Below are 20,590 nucleotides of genomic sequence, written 5' to 3' on the forward strand. Positions count from 1 at the left end.
CGGAAAGGTTAAACCGAGTGCGTGATTTATATAAAGATAACTGCTTGATATTGTGGATAAATTGTAAAAGACGCTTGTGAGCGTCTTTTTTTTTGGATGAAGCAATGATCGAGTTGGTAAGGCACGCTTATCGTTGACAGTCTTATATTTTATATCGATCGTTCATTATTTGATAATGTAAATTGTAGCTTTTACTAGTATTTGTTTAACAAGGTCTCGTTTTAGCAAAGAAGTTTCTGCGCTAAACTATCGATCAAAGGATCGACAGACATTAAACAATTGAGGTCAGTAATGGCGGACGCTGCGACTAGGGACTATTGGGTCGATTACGCCAAGGCAATTGGTATTGCTTTGGTGGTTTATGGGCATGTAATACGAGGCGTCTATGACGCAGGTTTGTCGATTTCAGAAGGTTTTTTTCTTCTCTCCGATAGTATCGTCTACAGTTTTCACATGCCGTTGTTCTTTTTTCTTTCGGGACTGTTTTTCTTCGGTTCTTTTAATAAGCGTGGGGCAAAAGATTTTTTACTGAATAAAGTCGATACGGTAGCCTATCCTTATTTTCTCTGGTCATTTATTCAAATAACCTTTGTTGTGGTCTTGGCGCGATTTGCGAATTCTCCGGCAGATTCCGGTGCATTTTGGTCGATATTAACGCATCCTTTTGGCCAGTTCTGGTTTTTGTACGCGTTATTTTTCTTTTTTGTTGCCTCTTCGATTGTGTTTTTTAAAGAATTTCGGTTTTCGTTTATTCTTATTTTATTGTTCTCTTTGGCGATATTTTTACGGCCTTTGCCATCGAATTGGGGAATTCTGGCTATTTTCTTCTCGTCGTATTTTTGCTTCTTTTTGTTGGGGGCCGGATTTAAACGCCTAACCAATACCCATTGGTTAGGCGATCTTAAAGTCACCTTAGCTTTGGCAATGGCGTTTATTGTTTTCCAAGGCTTTTATCATTTTGAGTTAAACAAAACCTTCGCAGAGCGAACGGCTTGGTCTTTGGCTCTCACTCTCGTATCCATGTTGTTTGTGGTGTCGCTTTCGATGTGTCTTGCCCGCAAACCTAAAAAATGGGTGTTGTTTGTGGGTGCTTCGTCCATGGCAATTTATGTTATGCACATCTTAACAGGCAGCGGTATTCGGGTGATTTTGCAAAAAATCTTCGGTATTGATGATGTGATTGTGCACGTTCTATTGGGGTTTGCTTTTGGTATGCTGGTACCTATGCTGGCTCAGTATCTGATCGATCGCTATAAAATTCCGTTGGTGTTTAGTGCGCCTATTTCCGTTCTATTTACCTCGAATAAATAATGTTTCAGCATAAGCGTTTAAGAACCTCTGATTAACTCATGGAACCTCTGATTAACTCATCCTTGATTTAATCAGAGGGCAGAAATTGAAAATGTGATTTCCAATTTCTTCACAATTTCAATCACTTACAGTTCTTGAAATTGACGACACATCCTTGTGTCGCGAGAAACTCTAGGTTAATCAGAGTTTCCTCATCTGTGATTTAAGCAAGCGGCAGAAATTGAAAATGTGAATGCCAATGTCTTTAACGTTGCAATCACTTGCTTTTCTTGGAATTGGTGACACATTCTTGCATCGCAGAAAACTCTAGGCTCTTCAGAGTTTATTATCGGTTAATCAAGACTTCCTTTAGAATAAGACGATTGGTAAACATATTCATACTGGAAACTCTGATGTAGTTAGAGCTTCCTATATTCTGTTATCGCGCGTCGTTATTTTTGAGGATAATTTCGACAGCGTGTGGTCATTATAAGAACGATTTTTCACAGAGCATTTTAGTAGATACCAAACGATGGTGAATGTACTAAAACGCGATTAAAAGTTTAGGGCGCTTTATGGATAATTTTACGTTTGCTGACTTTACCTTAGAGGTATTGGGCGTCAGTGCGGTTATTTTTATTGTTTTAGTGGGTGGGGTTGTATTGTGGGTGGCGGCTATGTACTGGTCTGATATTAATCAGCGCCAACATACCATTCGCAGAAATTATCCTGTTATTGGCCGATTTCGCTATTTCTTTGAGCACCTTGGTGAGTTTTTCCGCCAATACTTTTTTGCACAAGATCGAGAAGAGTTACCCTTTAATCGTGCCCAGCGTTCGTGGGTGTATCGCGCCGCAAAAAATATCGATTCAACAGCGGCCTTTGGTTCTACTCGGCCGTTAAATAATCCCGGCGATTTCATCTTTTTAAACTGTTTATTTCCTACTATTGCTGAAGATCACGTTGAGACTGATGCCGTAGTAATTGGTGAAGGTTTTGCTCGACAGCCTTATGCCGCAAAATCCTTTTTTAATATCTCTGGGATGAGTTACGGCGCTTTGTCTAAGCCCGCGGTAAGGGCTTTATCAAGTGGTGCGCGCAAGGCCGGTATTTGGATGAATACCGGTGAAGGTGGTTTGTCACCTTATCACCTTGAAGGCGGTTGTGATCTTGTATTTCAAATTGGCACTGCAAAATACGGCGTGCAAGACTCCGAAGGAAAGCTCAACGAAGAGAAGTTATTGGCGATTGCTGCTCACGAACAAGTCAAAATGTTCGAAATTAAGCTGAGCCAAGGTGCAAAGCCGGGTAAAGGTGGTATTTTACCGGGCAAAAAAGTCGGCCCGGAAATCGCAAAAATTCGTCATATTCCCGAGGGGCAGGATTCCATTAGTCCTAACGGCCACGTTGATATTCGCAATGTGGATGATTTGCTGGATATGATTGAGCGTATTCGCCGCCTAACCGGAAAGCCCGTAGGTTTTAAATTGGTGCTTGGTACGACGGATTGGTTGGTGAGTTTTTTTGGCCGCATTCACCAGCGCGGTTTAGAGTTCGCGCCTGATTTTATTACCCTAGACAGTGCCGACGGCGGTACCGGCGCTGCGCCACAAAGTTTGATTGATTATATGGGGCTGCCTATTCAGCACAGTCTACCATTATTGGTAAATACCTTGGTTGAGTGTGGTCTTCGTAAGCGTATTAAAGTGGTTGCCAGCGGTAAATTGATAAACCCCGGACGAGTCGCGTGGGCCCTAGCGATGGGCGCTGATTTTGTGGTCAGTGCGCGTGGTTTTATGTTGTCGTTGGGATGTATTCAAGCCTTGCAATGTAATAAAAATACCTGCCCCACAGGTATCACCACCCACGACCCAGATTTACAAAAAGGCTTAGATCCTTTTGAAAAATCTACCCGTGTGTGCCACTACGTTGAAAATCTTGTAAAAGAAGTGGGTGTTATCGCGCACTCGTGCGGCGTGGTTGATCCCCGACATCTTGATCGTAACCACGTACACATTATTAACGAACATGGCTTGCCAACACCGGTTGTTCATTTTTATCCTGTGGCAGAGACGCGGTTAGAGTTTGTCGATAATAAACGCGATTAAAAGATTATTTTTACCAGTTCAATATTATTATTTTAGTGTTGTATCTAATCGTTGGCGCCTCTGATTAACTCATTCCTGATTTAATCAGAGCACAGAAATTGAAAATACGATTTCCAATTTCTTCACAATTTCAATTACTTACTGTTCTTGAAATTAGCGAAACATCCTTGTGTCACTGGAAACTCTGGCTTAATCAAAGTTTCCCATTTTCGAGCCACTTTAATATTTCAGTTACCGTCAATTAACGACGGTTATTAAGCTCATTATTGTGAGTGGCAAGAAATTTGATAGACATATCTGCATGGTACAATGTTACCGGTTTTGGTTTGATCGATGGCTGGGCTGATTGGTGTTGATTATTTTAAATTGATCGATCATCGAGCCTTGAAATTTTTGTATTCGCCCAAAACTCTGTAGCGTTGAATTCAACCCAACAAGCGAAGGAATCATAACAATGGCATTTGAATTACCAGCTTTACCGTACGCGAAAGACGCATTAGCCCCGCACATTTCAGAAGAAACTTTGGAGTTCCATTACGGCAAACACCACAACACTTATGTGGTTAAGTTAAATGGTTTGGTCGAAGGTACCGACAACGCCTCTAAATCTTTAGAAGAAATCATCAAGACTTCAACTGGCGGTTTGTTCAATAATGCTGCGCAAGTATGGAATCACACTTTCTACTGGAACTGCCTAAGCCCGAATGGCGGCGGTGAGCCAACTGGCGCGCTTGCAGACGCTATCACTGCAAAATGGGGTTCTTTTGCTGCATTCAAAGAAGAATTTACCAACAGCGCAATTAACAATTTCGGCTCAGGCTGGACTTGGTTAGTGAAAAATGCTGATGGCTCTTTAGCGATCTTAAACACTGACGACGCTGGCTGTCCTTTAACTCACGAAGGCGTTACCGCGTTGTTAACCGTTGATGTTTGGGAACACGCTTACTACATCGATTACCGCAATGCTCGTCCTACTTACTTAGATGCATTCTGGAATCTTGTTAACTGGGAATTTGCTGCTGCAAACCTAGGTTAATAACAGTTGCGTTTATCTATTTAGGTTAGCTTAGGTTAGCGACCAAAAAGCCGAGTGAAGACTCGGCTTTTTTATGTCTCGATATAGCGTAGAACACGTATTACATGCTCTTAAATTCATCGGCTAAAAAGTTGATAAACAGTCGCACTTTTTGGGATAGGTGTCGGTTGCTGGGATAAACCGCCCAGGTTCCCGTATCGGTTGGATTGTTCTCTTCTAATATGGTTTGCAACAAACCAGCTTCAATGCTCTGGTCGACATAAAATGACGGCAGTTGTACTACACCCATTCCGGCTTCGGCGGCTTTAACCAATGCACGCCCGTTATTGGATCGCCAGTTACCGTTGAGCCTCAGGTCAATGTGCCTACCTTTTTCTTTAAAACGCCAAGTTTGCAGCGTGCCCATTAAGCAGTTGTGATTAATCAGCGCGTGAATATCACTGGGGCGACCGCGTTGTGACAAGTAATCTGGGCTGGCACACACCACCAGTTTTCTCGGAGCGATTCTTCGGGCTATGTAAGATGAGTCTTGTAAGGTGCCGGAACGAATAGCGAGATCAAAGCCTTCCGAAATGACATCGACCACGCGATTAGTGAAATCCATATCGATCTCGATGCTGGGATTTAGCTGCATAAATTTGATGGCCGCCGGAGTGATGTGTTCCTCGGCAAATAGACCTGCCACGCTAACTCTGAGCAGGCCCTTGGGTGAGTGTTGTTGTTCAATAATAGCGCGTTCGGCTTCATCCAAGCTGTTTAGCATGTCTTTGCACGTCGGATAAAACGTTTGCCCTAGCTCAGTTAATGAGACTGCGCGAGTGGTTCGGTTTAAGAGTTGCGTATCCAGTCGATTTTCGAGTTGGTTAATTTGGCGGCTTATGTGTGATTTAGATACGCCGAGTTTTTCAGCGGCTTTAGAGAAGCTTTTCATCTCTACCACGGCAACAAACGCTTCAATACTTTCCCAGCGACTCATAACATATCCTTTGACGATCAATTTTATTATTGTTTTCCAGTTGCAACAGTGTTGTGATTTTTATCTGGTTTATAGGCTCTACGGGAACAGATATGATCTCATTATCTACTAAAAACGAACAAGTAAAATCATTCAAGAAGAGAAATGCCCATGAAAACTCGTGCCGCAGTAGCTTTTGAGTCCGGAAAACCCTTAGAAATTGTTGAGGTTGATTTACAAGGACCAAAAGCTGGTGAAGTTTTAGTTGAAATCAAAGCCACTGGTGTTTGTCATACCGACGCATTTACCTTATCTGGTGACGATCCTGAAGGTGCATTTCCGGCAATTTTAGGCCACGAAGGTGCCGGAGTTGTTGTAGACGTAGGCCCCGGCGTAAAAGGTTTAAAGCCGGGCGATCATGTAATTCCGTTATACACACCCGAGTGTCGAGAGTGCGACTATTGCTTGCATCCTAAAACCAACCTCTGCCAGTCGATTCGTTCTACTCAAGGGCAGGGTCTAATGCCCGATGGCACCAGCCGTTTTTCCCTTGATGGCAAACCCATTTTGCATTACATGGGTTGCTCTACCTTTTCTAACTACACAGTTTTACCCGAAATTGCCTTAGCTAAAGTTCGTGAAGATGCTCCTTTCGATAAAATCTGTTACATCGGTTGTGGTGTAACTACGGGCATTGGTGCAGTAGCTTTCACTATGAAAGTTGAACCGGGTTCAACGGTTGCTGTGTTCGGTTTAGGTGGCATTGGTTTGAATGTCATCCAAGGCGCGAAGATGGTTGGTGCAACACGCATTATTGGTGTTGATATTAATCCTTCAAAGGTTGAATTGGCGAAACGTTTTGGTATGACCGATTTCGTTAACCCTAAAGAGGTTGATAACGTTGTTGATCATATCGTGCAAATGACCGGCGGCGGTGTTGATTACAGCTTTGAATGTATTGGTAATGTTCAAGTTATGCGACAAGCGCTTGAATGCTGCCACAAGGGCTGGGGCGAGAGCTGTATTGTTGGTGTTGCTGGCGCTGGCCAAGAAATTAGTACTCGTCCATTCCAATTGGTTACTGGCCGATCATGGCGTGGTACTGCATTTGGCGGTGCAAGAGGTCGTACCGATGTGCCTAAAATTGTTGATTGGTACATGGAAGGTAAAATTAATATCGATGAATTAATTACTCACACAATGCCATTAAATGACATCAACAAAGCTTTCGATTTAATGCATTCCGGTGAAAGTATTCGCTCGGTTGTTCTTTATTAAGTCGTAATTAATCGAATAAATACGGAATTCAATGGCGAGGTGATAAACCTTGGCTGGTAAATTGCGCATAATTAATTACCAGCCAAGGTTTCGGATAATTGACGCTGTTCATTTACATAAAAGCGATATGCGATTGATGTTTTTAAGAAATTTAAAATTGCATTGTCCGCTTCTGTGCTCTGGCCAAATGGTAGATGAGTTAATCAGAGGCTCTTATCTTGGTTCGTGAATATATGGGTTATGGAATTATCCCTTCGTCATAAGTACTAAGTGCAGACCAGGTTCATTAAGCTGCTGTCGCGGCCTTCTTTAGGGGAAGAGATTTGAATATTTCAAAAATAAGTTCATTTAAGTGTTTTGACGGTGAGCAATTACGCTACCGACACTTTTCTGAAACCTTGCAATGCGAGATGACATTTTCAATTTTCTTGCCGCCGCAGTCGCGAGAAGGTTCTGTGCCAGTGTTGTATTGGTTGTCTGGATTAACCTGTACCGATGAAAACTTTGTCACCAAAGCCGGTGCGCAACAGTACGCTACGGATTTTGGTATTGCGATCGTCGCGCCGGATACCAGTCCGCGTGGTGACGACATTCCCGATGACCCTGAAAAAGCCTACGATTTTGGTCTGGGTGCGGGTTTCTATGTGAATGCTACTGAAGAACCCTGGGCGAAAAATTATCGAATGTATGACTACATCGTTCGAGAATTACCACAGTTGATTGCTGCAAACTTTCCAATTAATAGCGATTTAACCTCAATTTCTGGACACTCAATGGGTGGTCACGGTGCGCTTACGATTGCACTTAAAAATCCAGAAGTATTTCGCTCGGTATCGGCTTTTTCGCCAATTTGTTCGCCTATCGAATGTCCGTGGGGACAAAAAGCCTTGTCTTTGTATTTAGGCAAAGACAAATCCAAATGGCAGGAATACGATACGGTGGCGCTGGTTTCTAAAGTCGAGGCGCGATTGCCGGTGTTGATTGATCAAGGTGATGCTGATAATTTTTTAGAAGAGCAATTAAAAACACCGCTGCTTATTGAAGCGGCTGAGCATGCTCAATTTCCAATGTCGATTCGTATGCAGCCCGGCTATGATCATAGCTACTTTTTTATTGCCAGTTTTATTGGTGAGCACATTAAGTTTCACGCAAAAAACTTGCTGTAACAAATTCTAGGAACCTCTGATTAACTCATCCTTGATTTAATCAGAGGGCAGAAATTGAAAATGTGATTTCCAATTTCTTCACAATTTCAATCACTTACAGTTCTTGAAATTGGCGACACATCCTTGTGTCGCGAGAAACTCTAGATTAATCAGAGTTTCCTCTAATTAACCTACTCGTGAATTTATTGAATCGCAAAAATTAGCGTTCATATTTATCTCTCTTGTCCTCTGATTAATTCTCGGTTGAGTTCATCAGAGGCTTCCATAAGTTTCTTATAGTATTCCACTATTTATATCTAACGGTTGATTGGGGTGTTTAGGTTATTGCTGCAATAAGCAGTAATTATAACCCTCGCCGTTATTATTAATTTGTTGCTCATGTGCGACTATCGTCCAGATTACGCCGTTATTAAATCTCTCTAAGATGAGTCGTTACTACATCGCTGGTTCTGTGTATTTAAAATACCGATCCTAAAATTAATAATAAAGAGGCGGCTATGTCATCCAGTGTACAACCTTTCGTTTTATTTGAAGAGCTTGCATCATCGGCGAGCTACAAAATAGCCATCGCAACACTTAATGCGCCCAAGACCATTAATGCGCTTTCGTCCGATATGGTTTCTCTTTTACTTCCTCAGCTCATGGCTTGGCGTAATGATCCCGCCATTGCTTGCATTGTTTTGCGAGGCGAGGGTGATCGCGGTTTTTGCGCTGGGGGTGATGTGGTTGAGCTGCGTCGTTCAAGTCTTGAAGACGACGGTAAGGCCGCACAGTTTTTCGCCAATGAATACCGCCTTGACTACACCATTCATACCTATCCAAAACCCATTATCGTCTGGGGTCATGGTGTGGTTATGGGTGGTGGTTTGGGTTTATTGGCTGGCGCGAGTCATCGAGTGGTTACCGAAAAAACACGGTTGGCGATGCCCGAAATTACCATTGGTTTATTTCCGGATGTTGGTGCCAGTTGGTTTTTGAATCGTATGCCTGGCCGTATTGGATTATTTTTAGCCTTAACCGGTGTACCAATTAACGCGGCAGATACTTTATATGTTGGTTTGGCTGATCATTTTTTGAATCATGAGCAGTGGGAAGAGTTTGTCGAGGCTCTGGTTGTGGCCGATTGGTATTCGCAAAATAATTTTGTCGAAGTTATTTCAAAAATTTTAATAAAGCTCAGCAATACCAGTTCTAATTGCCCAAAATCGTTGTTAAAAGAGCATTTTGATCAAATTCAGGCGTTAACATCCGGTGTTAATTTGGCTGAGATTTATCAAACTATCACCGATTATTCCGGTGACGATCCTTGGTTGCAATCCGCTGCATTAACCCTCAAAAACGGTTGCCCCGTTACCGCCGCTCTGGTTCCCGAATTATTGCATCGAGCAAAGCATTTATCGCTGAAAGAAGTTTTTCAAATGGAGTGGGTTGTTGCCGCAAACTGTATGCGTTTTAAAGACTTTGCTGAAGGTGTGAGGGCCTTGCTGGTGGATAAAGACAAGACGCCGAAATTCGAACCGTCACGAATCCAGGATGTATCTAAGCAAATTATTCTTGATCACTTTGATGACAGTATTTTTGCTGTAAATCCGTTGTCTGATTTATAGGAAACTCTGATTAACCTAGAGTTTCCTTGGTTATGTTGTGCTTTTATCATTGCCCTTGCAGTGTGCTTAGCTTGCAGACGTATTTTTATGGATTAATAACTCCGTTATTTTTGTGATTGCTATGAGCACAGGTATTTTGGGCGGTTTTTTATCGCCGTAACCCTTGTGTGTTGATGCTAACAAAGTTGTTGGTAATTTTTTATTTGCTTTTGTGGTCGTGAGCCTAGTATTGAGCACGGTGATATTGATTCAATACTTGCTCTAGAAAGGTAGGGGGAATGGGTTTCAAAGTAACTAATCTCGTGCGTCTTACTTCCCAATCAGAGTGTTCTTTTTGGGGGTTGTCAGAAAGATTCTTAGGGATTATCAGAAAGATCCGCTGATAGATTTTACTGACGATAAAACGAGGGCTTTTGCGCAAGCCCTCCACGAATTACTCATTCTTGATGTTGATTGGTATGAGAGGTGTTAGCGGTATGAGATTATTTTTCTCGGTGTACCGCAAAAGGACTCCACGCTTGCCTGACCGGCATAATTTCAAAGTTATTCACATTTAGGTGATCGGGCATATTTGCCAGCCACCATAACGTATCTGCAATATCCTCTGGCTGAATGGGATTGGCACCTTCGTACAAATTATCGTGGGCTTGTTGATTTCCGCCAGTGCGTACCAAGGTAAATTCACTTTCTGCCATGCCCGGTGCAATGTTGGTTACACGTACGCCGGTTCCTAACAAGTCACAGCGGATGGCTTTTGAGAATTGCTCAACAAACGCTTTGGTTCCGCAATACACGTTGCCACCCGGGTAAGGGTAGGTACCCGCAACAGAGCCAATATTAAAAATACTCGCGCCCGCGCCAAATTCAATTAAGCGCGGCAAGAGCGTGTGCGTTATGGTGACCAAACCTTTGGTGTTGGTATCAATCATCTGATGCCACTGCGCTAAGTCGCATTCAACCGCCGGTGATGTGCCCAAGGCGAGGCCTGCGTTGTTAACCAAGACCTTGAGCGGCGCCAAGGTTGTTGGGTAGGTCGATAATGCCGAGATAACCTGTTCGGTGTCGCGCACATCTAACGCGATGGTTTCAACGCAGGTTTTTTCGCTTAACTCGGCTTTCAGGGCCTCTAGGCGGTCTTCTCGTCGGCCAATGAGCAAAAGGTGCCAGCCTTGGTTTGCAAATTTTTCAGCAGTTGCCTTACCAAAGCCAGAAGTTGCACCGGTAATACATGCAGTGAAGGTCATAAATGCTCCTAAGCATAAGTGAATGTGCGGCCTAGGCCATAGGTTTGAATGAGATCATTAATCGGTGTGCTTTTAATTGCAACCAGAAAGTCCCGACAAAAATCGGTTCCGCTTTCGTCTAAATTAGGGCTCTATGTTGAGGCCTCGCTCAGATTATCTGCTTCTATTTTAGCGGTTCACTTGAATAACCGCGTCAGGGTCGTTATAATCCGCGCCCGTTAGCATGGGCTCCCTCCAAAGTGATGTGTTCCAAGTCGGACGCAACTGACTTTTGTTTATACCCTTGATTTTTTTGCTTAACTGCTCAATGTTTATCCTTTGAGGCATTATGCATATACAAAAACTGGGTAAGCGCTTCACTGATGGTTGCTGAATTAGATTGAACGTAAATGTCTGGATTTTATCCGACAAGATTCAGCAGGCAGTGATAGTAACGTGCTACAAATGGTGGCTGCATCTTCGGTTTTACCGAATGAATTGGGCCAGTGCTTAGAATTTTTCCTGATGATATTTGTTCATCAGTTTGTTAGGGATGTGGCATCTGTCATGTGCTAATTACGTTGGTTGTCAGTTGTTATGCAACGCAGCAGTGGTCAGGAATACGAAAAGGCCCCTCAATACTCTAGGGGCTTTTTCATATTTATGATCATCCCGGTTATCCGGGAACAGTAAATGGGCCTTGGGCCCTTTTTTGTTTTCTAGAGCCGGTTAATTTTTACTAACGATCATTGATTGTGTTATCGGAGAGTGACCAAAACACGAATATGTCAGCAAGACTTGAACAGTTAACCGAACTTTTACGGCCTTCAGTCGAGGCTCTGGAGTGTGAGCTTTGGGGAATCGAATACATCTCCCAAGGTCGCCATACTCTACTGCGCGTTTTCATCGAAAAAGAAGCTGGTGTCAACCTTGAAGACTGTGAGCGTGTTAGCCGACAACTCAGCAGTGTGTTGGACGTAGAAGACCCTATTACCGGCCAATACACTTTAGAAGTTTCCTCTCCTGGTGCCGATCGCACACTTTTCACAATAGAACAGTTCCAGCGATATATCGGTGAGCAGGTGAGTATTCGCCTTCGAGTGGCGTTTGAAGGCAAACGTAAAATAAAAGGGCAAATCCGCGCGGTAGAAGATGAAGATGTAGTCATTTTCATGGGTGATGAGGAGTATCTACTACCGATGAGTTCCATAGACAAAGCCACAATTGTTCCCCAGTTCTAGGGGTGGAGTGAAAGAGGCAAGAATGAACAAAGAAATCCTACTGGTTGCCGATGCGGTATCCAACGAAAAGGGTGTCGATAAAGGCTTGATATTCGAAGCTATTGAAGTCGCCTTGGCGACAGCTACGAAAAAGCGATACGACGAAGACTCCACCATCCAAGTGACTATTGACCGAAAAACTGGCGACTATGTGACCTATCGTAGTTGGGAAGTTGTGGACGACGATACTCTCGCGGAACTTGGTACCCAATTCACCTTAGAAGAAGCACACGAAAAAGATACCAATCTTGTTGCTGGCGATGTTTATCGCGAGCTCGTTGAAAACGTTGGTTTTGGACGAATCGCTGCGCAAACAGCTAAGCAAGTTATTGTACAAAAAGTTCGTGAAGCCGAGCGTGCTCAGGTGGTTGATGAGTACCGAAGTCGAGTGGGCGAACTGGTTAACGGCAGCGTTAAAAAGGTAACACGTGACAACATTATTATTGATCTGGGTAACAATGCTGAAGGCTTGATGCCACGTGATCAGTTGGTTGGCCGTGAGATTTTCCGCGTTGGCGATCGTGTTCGCGCCATTCTGAAAGAGATTCGTACCGAGTCTCGTGGCCCACAACTTTTCTTAAGCCGTGCCTGCCCAGAAATGCTGACCGAACTGTTCCGCATTGAAGTGCCAGAAATTGCCGAAGAGGTTATCGAACTTAAAAGCGCTGCTCGCGACCCAGGCTCTCGCGCTAAGATTGCCGTTGCGACCAACGACGGCCGAATCGATCCTGTGGGTGCTTGTGTTGGTATGCGCGGTTCACGTGTCCAGGCGGTATCTAACGAATTGGGTAATGAGCGTGTTGATATTGTTCTGTGGGACGAAAACCCAGCTCAGTTCGTAATCAACGCCATGGCTCCTGCTGAAATCGAATCCATTGTGGTTGATGAAGACACCCATTCAATGGATGTGGCTGTACAAGAAGACAATCTTGCTATGGCAATTGGCCGGGGTGGTCAAAACGTACGCCTTGCCGGCGAATTAACCGGCTGGGAAATTAACGTACTTAGCCTAGAAGCGTGGAAAGAAAAACAACAAGAAGAAACAGGCAGCTACATGGAAACCTTCATGCAAGCGCTGGATATCGACGAAGATATCGCTGAAGTTCTTGTTGAAGAAGGATTTACCTCCTTGGAGGAAATCGCCTACGTACCACTTGATGAAATGCTTTCCATCGAAGGTTTCGATGAAGACATTGCTGAAGAGCTACGTGCGCGAGCAAAAGATGCATTGCTTACCCAAGCACTTGCGTCTGAAGAACAATTGGAAAATGCCGAACCTGCCGACGATCTATTAAATATGGAAGGCATGGAAAGACATCTTGCCTTCACCTTGGCGAGCCGCGGAGTCACCACTATGGATGATTTGGCAGAACTTGCTGTAGATGAGTTGTTAGATATCGACGGGATTGACGAAGAACGTGCCGCCGCATTGATTATGAAAGCGAGAGAGCCTTGGTTCTCAGGCTCAGACGGCGAAAATAATTAAAAACTGAGGAGTGATAATGGCCGAAGTAACAGTAAGCGAACTCGCCAAGTCAGTAGGTGCCTCAGTGGAACGCCTGCTGAGCCAAATGAAAGACGCTGGTCTAGATCATGAAAGTCCTGATTCATTGGTATCTGACGACGAAAAACAGAAACTTCTGTCTTTCTTAAAAAGTAGTCATGGTGATGCTAGTGAAGCACCACGAAAAATTACGTTAAAGCGTAAAACAACGACGACGTTAAAAGCGGGTAACCGTAAAACCGTCAATGTTGAAGTGCGTAAAAAACGTACCTACGTGAAGCGTGATCCAGAACTTGAGCAAGAAGACACATTGTCTGACGGCGAAGTTAGCGCAGAAGAACTGCAATCAGCAATGGATGCAAATATTGATGTTGCTGAGGAATCTACAGCTGAAACTTCCACAGAAACGGTAGATCAACCAGAAGCTCCAGTAACTGTTGTTGCTGAAGAAACTTTAGTTGAGACCGTAGTTGAAGAACCGAAATCAGTTGTCGAAGACGTGCCAGAAACTGCGGCTGCGCAATCCGTAGCGGAAGATGAAGGTGTATCCGATGACAAATCTGCTTCTGATAACAGTGAAACTGAAGCAGAAAATACAGTTGAAACTACCGAATCTGAAGCAATTGAGCCTCGTAAGTCATTTACATTAGACGACTTCGAAGAGCGTCGTCTTGCCGCTATGCGCCAGCGCAAAGTTGATGAAGAAAAAGCAGAGGCTGTGCTTGAAGAGAAAAAACGTGTTCTAGAAGCAGAGAAGACTGAAAAAGAGAAAAAGACGGCGGGTAAAGAAAAGCCCAAAACCGAAGTTGCTCATGTTAAACCTGTGGCTAAGAAGCGTCATCAAGACGATGAAGATGACGATGATGAACCAAAACACGTTAAAAAGGCGGGTAAAGGTGCTACCAAACCTAAAGGCTTAGGTCCGAAAAAGACCAACCTTAAAAAACTTCTCGATTTTGACGATGATGATGATGATGCGGATGCGCAAGCGCGTAGACGTTCAAAAGCGACTCTCAAGATTAAAAATAAACACGGATTTAAGAAGCCAACCACGAAAATTGTGCATGAAGTAGAAGTTGGGGATACCATCATTGTATCCGACCTTGCCCAAAAAATGTCTATCAAGGCAGGCGAGGTCATTAAGCAGCTCATGAAAATGGGCATCATGGCCACCGTAAACCAAGCTATCGACCGCGATACTGCCGAGCTGATCGTTGGGGAGATGGGCCACAAGGTTAAATACGTTAGCGACACCCAGATGGAAGACGATTTGATTGAATCGGTAACCCAAGCTGAAGGTGAAACCGTAAATCGTGCACCTGTGGTAACTGTAATGGGGCACGTTGACCACGGTAAAACATCGCTATTGGATTACATTCGTAACGCCAAGGTAGCCTCGGGCGAAGCCGGTGGTATTACGCAGCACATTGGTGCTTACCGAGTGAAGACCGGTCATGGCGAAATTGCATTCCTAGATACTCCCGGACACGCCGCATTTACTGCAATGCGTGCTCGCGGTGCCCAGTGTACCGACGTGGTAATTCTAGTAGTTGCAGCCGATGACGGCGTAATGCCGCAAACTCGCGAAGCCGTAGAACACTCTAAGGCGGCTGGCGTACCTATTGTGGTTGCCGTTAACAAAATCGATAAAGACGAAGCCGATCCTGATCGTGTTCGTCATGAATTGACTCAGCTTGAGGTAATTCCAGAAGAATGGGGTGGCGACACTCAGTTCATCAATGTATCGGCACATACTGGTGAAGGTATCGATGAGCTATTGGAAGCCGTTTCACTGCAAGCTGAATTGTTAGAGCTTTCTGCTCAAGTTAACGTACCTGCAAGTGGTGTTGTGATCGAATCCCGAATGGATCGTGGTCGTGGTGTTGTGGCGACTGTGTTGGTTCAAAACGGCGAATTGAAACGCGGCGACATTTTACTGGCGGGTCAAAGCTTTGGTCGTGTTCGTGCAATGACCGATGAATTTGGTCAATCTGTTGAAAAAGCAGGCCCATCTTCTCCCGTAGAAATATTAGGTTTAGATGCGCCACCAGATGCGGGCGAAGACTTTATTGTTGTATCGGATGAGCGTAAAGCCCGTGAAGTGGCTTCACAGCGTTCAGACCGTGAGCATCAAGTGAAACTTCAACGCCAACAAGCAGCGAAACTTGAAAACATGTTCGCTAACATGAGCGGCAATGAGAAGAAAGTTCTTCCTGTTGTCCTTAAAGCTGACGTTCGTGGTTCCTTAGAAGCAATCACTGCTGCACTAATGGATATTGGTAACGATGAAGTTCAAGTGAATATCGTGTCTTCGGGCATTGGTGGAATTACTGAAAACGACATCAACCTAGCGGTAACCTCCGGTGCGGTTGTACTTGGTTTTAACGTTCGTGCGGGCACGGCGACACGTACTTTGGCCGAAGATTCTTCGGTTGAAATTCGTTACTACAGCATTATTTATCAGCTTCTTGATGAAGTGAAATCTGCGCTTGCTGGTATGTTGGCGCCAGAACGCATCGAAGAGATTGTTGGCATTGCTGATGTGCGTGAAGTCTTCCGTTCACCAAAATTCGGTCAAGTGGCTGGATGTATGGTTATCGAAGGTACGGTTTATCGCTCCAAGCCAATCCGTGTATTGCGTGAGAACGTAGTAATCTTCGAAGGTGAACTAGAGTCTTTGCGTCGCTTTAAAGACGATGTCAATGAAGTGCGTAACGGTGTTGAATGTGGTATCGGCGTAAAAGATTACGATGTTAAGGTCGGCGATCAAATTGAGGTCTACGATGTAAAAGAAGTTGCTCGTGAGCTTTAATAGTCGTTAACCTAATTTGAGAAACTATGCCAAAAGACTTTAAAAGAACGGATCGCCTAGGCGATGCCATTATGCGAATCCTGGCCGTTGCAGTACGCGACCAGATTCGTGACCCTCGTGTTGGAATGGTTAATATCAATGAGGTCGTGGTAACTCGCGACCTTTCATTGGCAAAAGTGTATGTCACCATTGTTGACCGCGAGTCGCAAGACGAGCGTAAAGCAGCGGTGGCCGCGCTTAATAAAGCCTCCGGCTTTTTGCGCACCTTGTTGGCGCGAGAGCTCGACACTCGCATTACTCCACGCTTACAGTTCATCTACGACGAAACTTCCACTCGTGGTCAGGCATTATCACGTTTGATCGATCAAGCTATTGCTGCTGATCGAGCTAATCATTCGGACGAGTCTGAAAGCTAAGTTATGGTTGAAAAGAAAAAATCCCGTGTACGATTTCCCATACACGGGGTCTTACTGCTCGACAAGCCTTTGGGGTTATCCTCAAATCAGGCTCTGCAAAAAGCAAAATATCTGTTAAGGGCACAAAAAGCCGGACATACCGGTGCTCTTGATCCTTTAGCGAGTGGTGTTTTGCCGTTGTGCTTTGGTGAAGCAACCAAGTTTTCTCAGTTTTTACTCGATTCTGATAAGCGCTACCAAGCGACTTTCCGACTTGGGCTTGAGACCGAGAGTGGAGATATGGACGCCCCTGTCGTTGCCGATCAAGACGCGTCACACATTACCCTTGAGCAAGTAGAACACGCTATTGAGAATTTTCGTGGTTGCATTGAACAGGTACCGCCGATGTTCTCAGCATTAAAACACCAAGGCCAGCCTCTTTATAAGCTGGCGCGCAGTGGTGTTGAAATCGAGCGTAAACCGCGATCGGTAGAAATCTACGAATACCGATTGTTGAACTTTCGAAGTGGTCCGCAGCCAGAAATCGATGTTGACGTTTTTTGCTCCAAAGGCACCTATATTCGCAGCCTTGCGCTCGATTTGGGTTTTGCTTTGGGTGTCGGTGCTACAGTCACGCAGTTGAGACGAACCCAAGCTGGTCCTTATTTTTTGGATCAGTGTGTCACTTTAGAGCAGCTGCAAGAATGGTTGCCTGACGATCAGCCAGAAGAGCTTTCGAAAGAAGCGCTCTGGCAGATGTTTTCAGCAAAATCCGATGAATTACTCGCACCTGTTGATTCTCCGGTTGCCAGTTTGCCGTCGGTGATAATGCCCGCAGAGAGTGAAAAATACTTCTCTCATGGTAATTCGGTGTTTAGCGCAGGTTTTTCTGAGCTTGCGGTCGCTACAGATGTGCGAGTATTTTCTACAGAAGGAACATTTTTGGGTTTAGGCGCGATTACCGAAGGTTCTCGTGTGCAACCCAAAAGACTGGTTGTTATCGACTAAATAAACTTTAAGGCACAGGTTTATGTGCTTTAACCGTAAAAACCAATAGTAAAAAACCAATAAATAAAGGCTAATTTTCGTGGAAAAGTTGCCTTTCTGGGAAATTTCTGAATAAATATGCGCCCTTTGGGCGAATGTTTGTCTAGAATCCTAAAGAACATGAGGTTCGCCTCATTAGAATCGCAAACTCATGCACTAGCATACAGCAGTTTTCGGTTCTCAGACCTGTCTGTAAATATGCGCGGGCAGGCCTTAGAAGGTTGATCGTATAGCCGATCATACGGCATATTTTAAATTAATTAAGAGGAAATACCTATGGCACTGAGTGCTCAAGAAAAAGCGGCTATCGTTAAAGAACACGCAACTTCTGAGACCGATACTGGCTCCCCTGAAGTACAAGTTGCTTTGCTAACTGCAAACATCAACAAACTTCAAGGTCACTTCGCTGATCACAAACAAGACCACCATTCTCGTCGTGGTTTGATCCGCATGGTTAACCAGCGCCGTAAGTTACTTGATTATCTTAAAAAGAAAGATGTCAATCGTTATGCTGCATTGATCCAAAAATTGGGTCTACGCCGCTAAACCTACTTCAAAGTGCCCGCATGAGCGGGCACTTTGTTATCTCAGTTCTCCGATCTTTTCGGTTCCTCGTATTTTCTGTCTATTTTCGAATCGAAAAGTCGTATAAATCATAAGGATATTGTCGTGAATCCTGTAATAAAAACATTTCAATACGGCAATGACACCGTGACATTAGAAACCGGACGAATTGCTCGTCAGGCGTCAGGTGCAGTCGTCGCCAGCGTTGGCGACACGTCGGTATTGTGCACCGTGGTTGGTGCCAAGAAAGCCTCAGAGGGCCAAGACTTTTTCCCTCTATCTGTGCATTATCAAGAAAAAGCATACGCAGCTGGTAAGATTCCTGGTGGTTTTTTCAAGCGTGAAGGCCGCCCAAGTGAAAAAGAAACGCTAACTTCTCGTCTTATTGATCGTCCAATTCGTCCGCTTTTCCCAGAAGGTTTTCTCAACGAAGTACAAGTAGTATGTACTGTTTTGTCTGCTGATAAAAACGTAGACCCAGACATCGCTGCTATGATTGGTACTTCTGCGGCATTGGCTATTTCGGGTGTGCCATTTAATGGTCCAATTGGTGCGGCGCGTGTTGGCTACACACAAGAAGACGGCTACTTGCTAAACCCAACTTACTCAGCGATTGCTACCTCTGAGTTAGACATGGTTGTTGCTGGCACCAAAGACGCGGTATTGATGGTTGAATCTGAAGCTAATGAGCTTCCAGAAGATATCATGTTAGGTGCGGTATTATTCGCTCACCAAGAAATGCAAGTCATCATCGCGGCGGTAGAAGAATTAGCGCGTGACGCTGGCAAAGCACGTTGGGAGTGGTCTGCTCCAGAAATTAATGTAGCACTAAAAGAAGCGGTTGCCGGTGCAATGGCTGAAGCTGTTGCAGAAGCCTACCGTATTACCGATAAGCAAGAGCGTTACAAAAAACTAGACGAACTTCGTACTCAAGCCATTGCGCAAATCGCTACTGAAGACAGCGAATTTTCAGCTGACGATGTTAAAGGCGAATTTGCCAAACTAGAGAAAAACACCGTTCGTTCAGCGGTTGTTGCCGGCCAGCCTCGTATTGATGGCCGTGATAATAAAACCGTTCGCCCAATTGCAGTAGAAGTAGGCGTACTGCCAAAAGTACACGGTTCTGCTTTATTTACCCGTGGCGAAACCCAAGCGTTGGTTGTTGCAACTCTAGGTTCTTCTCGCGATTCGCAAATCATTGACTCACTCGAAGGCGAGCGTCGTGACAACTTCATGTTGCACTACAACTTCCCTCCGTACTCCGTCGGTGAAGCAGGTCGTATGGGCGCAACCGGCCGTCGCGAAATCGGCCACGGTCGTTTAGCGCGTCGCGGTGTTGCTGCGGTTCTTCCAACCGAAGAGCAATTCCCATACGCCATGCGTGTTGTGAGTGAAATTACCGAATCTAACGGTTCAAGCTCTATGGCTTCTGTGTGTGGTTCAAGTCTTGCGCTTATGGACGCAGGTGTGCCACTTAAAGCACCGGTTGCTGGTATTGCTATGGGCTTGGTTAAAGAAGGCGATCAGTTCGCAGTTCTTACCGATATCTTAGGTGACGAAGACCACCTTGGTGACATGGACTTTAAAGTAGCTGGTACCGCCGATGGTGTTACCGCTCTGCAAATGGACATCAAGATCGAAGGTATCACCGAAGAAATTATGGAAATTGCTTTGAAACAAGCAATGGATGCGCGCTTGCACATTCTTGCCGAAATGAACAAAGTAATTTCTGAATCTCGCGGTCAGGTAGCGTCAAGTGCTCCACGTATCGAAACCATCAAAATTGATCCCGATAAAATTCGCGACATCATTGGTAAAGGCGGTGCAACCATCCGATCAATTACCGAAGAAACCGGCGCGTCTGTGGATATCGAAGACGATGGTACCGTTAAGATTTACGGTGAAGGCGATTCTTTACAACGTGCTCTTGCGCGTATCCAAGAAATTACCGCTGAAGCAGAAATTGGCGCAACTTACGAAGGTACCGTGGTACGTATCGTAGACTTTGGTGCGTTCGTTAACTTCTTGCCAGGTAAAGATGGTTTGGTTCACATCTCGCAAATTGCTCATGAGCGTGTAAACAACGTTTCTGACTACTTGCAAGAAGGTCAAAAAGTTATCGTTAAGTGTATGGATATCGATAACCGTGGCCGAATCAAGCTTTCTATTAAAGAAACCTTGGAAAAACCAGAGCCAAAAGAAGAAGCTCCTGCTGCTGACGAATAATAATATCGTCATCTTCTCTGTGCTAAAAAAACCCGCTATTGCGGGTTTTTTTGTGCCTGTTCGTTTTCACTAGATTAGATGTTTAGCGCTAAATACATT

15 protein-coding genes are annotated in these 20,590 nt (G+C 44.5%); 13 read left to right on the plus strand and 2 right to left on the minus strand.

The features are described from left to right. Positions 1-291: 291 nt before the first annotated feature. From ACYQ2C_RS00500 to ACYQ2C_RS00510, 3 genes are all read left to right on the plus strand, one after another. The gene (locus tag ACYQ2C_RS00500) at positions 292-1,311 is read left to right on the plus strand and encodes an acyltransferase family protein (protein ID WP_460048276.1); all 1,020 of its coding nucleotides are present in this window, start codon (positions 292-294) and stop codon (positions 1,309-1,311) included. 554 nt (positions 1,312-1,865) lie between these two features. Next, positions 1,866-3,398 carry an FMN-binding glutamate synthase family protein gene (locus ACYQ2C_RS00505; protein WP_460048274.1) on the plus strand — a complete coding sequence of 511 codons (1,533 nt, stop codon included), beginning with the start codon at positions 1,866-1,868 and terminating at the stop codon, positions 3,396-3,398. 454 nt (positions 3,399-3,852) lie between these two features. Further along, positions 3,853-4,434 carry a superoxide dismutase gene (locus ACYQ2C_RS00510; RefSeq protein ID WP_460048272.1) on the plus strand — a complete coding sequence of 194 codons (582 nt, stop codon included), beginning with the start codon at positions 3,853-3,855 and terminating at the stop codon, positions 4,432-4,434. A 100-nt stretch (positions 4,435-4,534) separates the two neighbouring features. On the opposite strand, the gene ACYQ2C_RS00515 is transcribed toward ACYQ2C_RS00510, so the two are convergent. Beyond that, positions 4,535-5,410, minus strand: coding sequence for a LysR family transcriptional regulator (locus ACYQ2C_RS00515; RefSeq protein ID WP_460098940.1), 876 nt, complete (start codon positions 5,408-5,410; stop codon positions 4,535-4,537). 150 nt (positions 5,411-5,560) lie between these two features. Here ACYQ2C_RS00515 and ACYQ2C_RS00520 point away from each other — a divergent pair, with 150 nt between their 5' ends. The 3 genes from ACYQ2C_RS00520 (at position 5,561) to ACYQ2C_RS00530 (ending at position 9,440) form a co-directional block, all read left to right on the plus strand. Further along, positions 5,561-6,667 carry an S-(hydroxymethyl)glutathione dehydrogenase/class III alcohol dehydrogenase gene (locus ACYQ2C_RS00520; RefSeq protein WP_460048270.1) on the plus strand — a complete coding sequence of 369 codons (1,107 nt, stop codon included), beginning with the start codon at positions 5,561-5,563 and terminating at the stop codon, positions 6,665-6,667. Between the two features lie 329 nt (positions 6,668-6,996). Continuing rightward, positions 6,997-7,833 carry an S-formylglutathione hydrolase gene (gene fghA, locus ACYQ2C_RS00525; protein ID WP_460099398.1) on the plus strand — a complete coding sequence of 279 codons (837 nt, stop codon included), beginning with the start codon at positions 6,997-6,999 and terminating at the stop codon, positions 7,831-7,833. Between the two features lie 497 nt (positions 7,834-8,330). Then, positions 8,331-9,440: an enoyl-CoA hydratase/isomerase family protein gene (locus ACYQ2C_RS00530; RefSeq protein WP_460098943.1), complete on the plus strand. Its 1,110-nt coding sequence runs from the start codon at positions 8,331-8,333 to the stop codon at positions 9,438-9,440. Positions 9,441-9,922: 482 nt separating this feature from the next. Here the strand turns inward: ACYQ2C_RS00530 and ACYQ2C_RS00535 are convergent, their stop codons facing one another. Then, entirely contained in the window at positions 9,923-10,684 is a 762-nt protein-coding gene (locus tag ACYQ2C_RS00535) for an SDR family NAD(P)-dependent oxidoreductase (RefSeq protein ID WP_460048267.1), read from the minus strand. 764 nt (positions 10,685-11,448) lie between these two features. On the opposite strand from ACYQ2C_RS00535, the gene rimP reads away from it, so the two are divergent. The 7 genes from rimP to pnp all read left to right on the plus strand — a co-directional run bounded on the left by rimP (position 11,449) and on the right by pnp (position 20,491). Continuing rightward, positions 11,449-11,904: a ribosome maturation factor RimP gene (gene rimP / locus ACYQ2C_RS00540; RefSeq protein ID WP_460098946.1), complete on the plus strand. Its 456-nt coding sequence runs from the start codon at positions 11,449-11,451 to the stop codon at positions 11,902-11,904. Positions 11,905-11,926: 22 nt separating this feature from the next. Then, on the plus strand, positions 11,927-13,429 hold the full coding sequence (gene nusA, locus ACYQ2C_RS00545; RefSeq protein WP_460048264.1) for a transcription termination factor NusA: 1,503 nt from the start codon (positions 11,927-11,929) through the stop codon (positions 13,427-13,429). A gap of 16 nt (positions 13,430-13,445) precedes the next feature. After that, the gene (gene infB / locus ACYQ2C_RS00550) at positions 13,446-16,259 is read left to right on the plus strand and encodes a translation initiation factor IF-2 (protein ID WP_460098950.1); all 2,814 of its coding nucleotides are present in this window, start codon (positions 13,446-13,448) and stop codon (positions 16,257-16,259) included. Between the two features lie 26 nt (positions 16,260-16,285). Then, positions 16,286-16,675 (plus strand): 30S ribosome-binding factor RbfA, encoded by a 390-nt coding sequence (gene rbfA, locus ACYQ2C_RS00555; RefSeq protein WP_460098953.1) that lies wholly within the window; start codon positions 16,286-16,288, stop codon positions 16,673-16,675. Positions 16,676-16,678: 3 nt separating this feature from the next. Continuing rightward, positions 16,679-17,662 carry a tRNA pseudouridine(55) synthase TruB gene (gene truB, locus ACYQ2C_RS00560; RefSeq protein WP_460098956.1) on the plus strand — a complete coding sequence of 328 codons (984 nt, stop codon included), beginning with the start codon at positions 16,679-16,681 and terminating at the stop codon, positions 17,660-17,662. Between the two features lie 315 nt (positions 17,663-17,977). Further along, a complete protein-coding gene (gene rpsO, locus ACYQ2C_RS00565) occupies positions 17,978-18,247 on the plus strand; it encodes a 30S ribosomal protein S15 (protein WP_460048258.1) in 270 nt (89 codons plus the stop codon). A 123-nt stretch (positions 18,248-18,370) separates the two neighbouring features. Beyond that, on the plus strand, positions 18,371-20,491 hold the full coding sequence (gene pnp, locus ACYQ2C_RS00570) for a polyribonucleotide nucleotidyltransferase (RefSeq protein WP_460098960.1): 2,121 nt from the start codon (positions 18,371-18,373) through the stop codon (positions 20,489-20,491). Positions 20,492-20,590: the final 99 nt, after the last annotated feature.

Source organism: Sessilibacter sp. MAH3, assembly GCF_054658275.1.

Excerpts from the sequence above, each read along its gene's own strand:
- ACYQ2C_RS00500 (WP_460048276.1), top strand. The coding sequence starts at position 292 with ATGGCGGACGCTGCGACTAGGGACTATTGGGTCGATTACGCCAAGGCA.
- ACYQ2C_RS00505 (WP_460048274.1), top strand. The coding sequence starts at position 1,866 with ATGGATAATTTTACGTTTGCTGACTTTACCTTAGAGGTATTGGGCGTC.
- ACYQ2C_RS00510 (WP_460048272.1), top strand. The coding sequence starts at position 3,853 with ATGGCATTTGAATTACCAGCTTTACCGTACGCGAAAGACGCATTAGCC.
- ACYQ2C_RS00515 (WP_460098940.1), bottom strand. The coding sequence starts at position 5,410 with ATGAGTCGCTGGGAAAGTATTGAAGCGTTTGTTGCCGTGGTAGAGATG.
- ACYQ2C_RS00520 (WP_460048270.1), top strand. The coding sequence starts at position 5,561 with ATGAAAACTCGTGCCGCAGTAGCTTTTGAGTCCGGAAAACCCTTAGAA.
- ACYQ2C_RS00530 (WP_460098943.1), top strand. The coding sequence starts at position 8,331 with ATGTCATCCAGTGTACAACCTTTCGTTTTATTTGAAGAGCTTGCATCA.
- ACYQ2C_RS00535 (WP_460048267.1), bottom strand. The coding sequence starts at position 10,684 with ATGACCTTCACTGCATGTATTACCGGTGCAACTTCTGGCTTTGGTAAG.
- rimP (WP_460098946.1), top strand. The coding sequence starts at position 11,449 with ATGTCAGCAAGACTTGAACAGTTAACCGAACTTTTACGGCCTTCAGTC.
- nusA (WP_460048264.1), top strand. The coding sequence starts at position 11,927 with ATGAACAAAGAAATCCTACTGGTTGCCGATGCGGTATCCAACGAAAAG.
- infB (WP_460098950.1), top strand. The coding sequence starts at position 13,446 with ATGGCCGAAGTAACAGTAAGCGAACTCGCCAAGTCAGTAGGTGCCTCA.
- rbfA (WP_460098953.1), top strand. The coding sequence starts at position 16,286 with ATGCCAAAAGACTTTAAAAGAACGGATCGCCTAGGCGATGCCATTATG.
- truB (WP_460098956.1), top strand. The coding sequence starts at position 16,679 with ATGGTTGAAAAGAAAAAATCCCGTGTACGATTTCCCATACACGGGGTC.
- rpsO (WP_460048258.1), top strand. The coding sequence starts at position 17,978 with ATGGCACTGAGTGCTCAAGAAAAAGCGGCTATCGTTAAAGAACACGCA.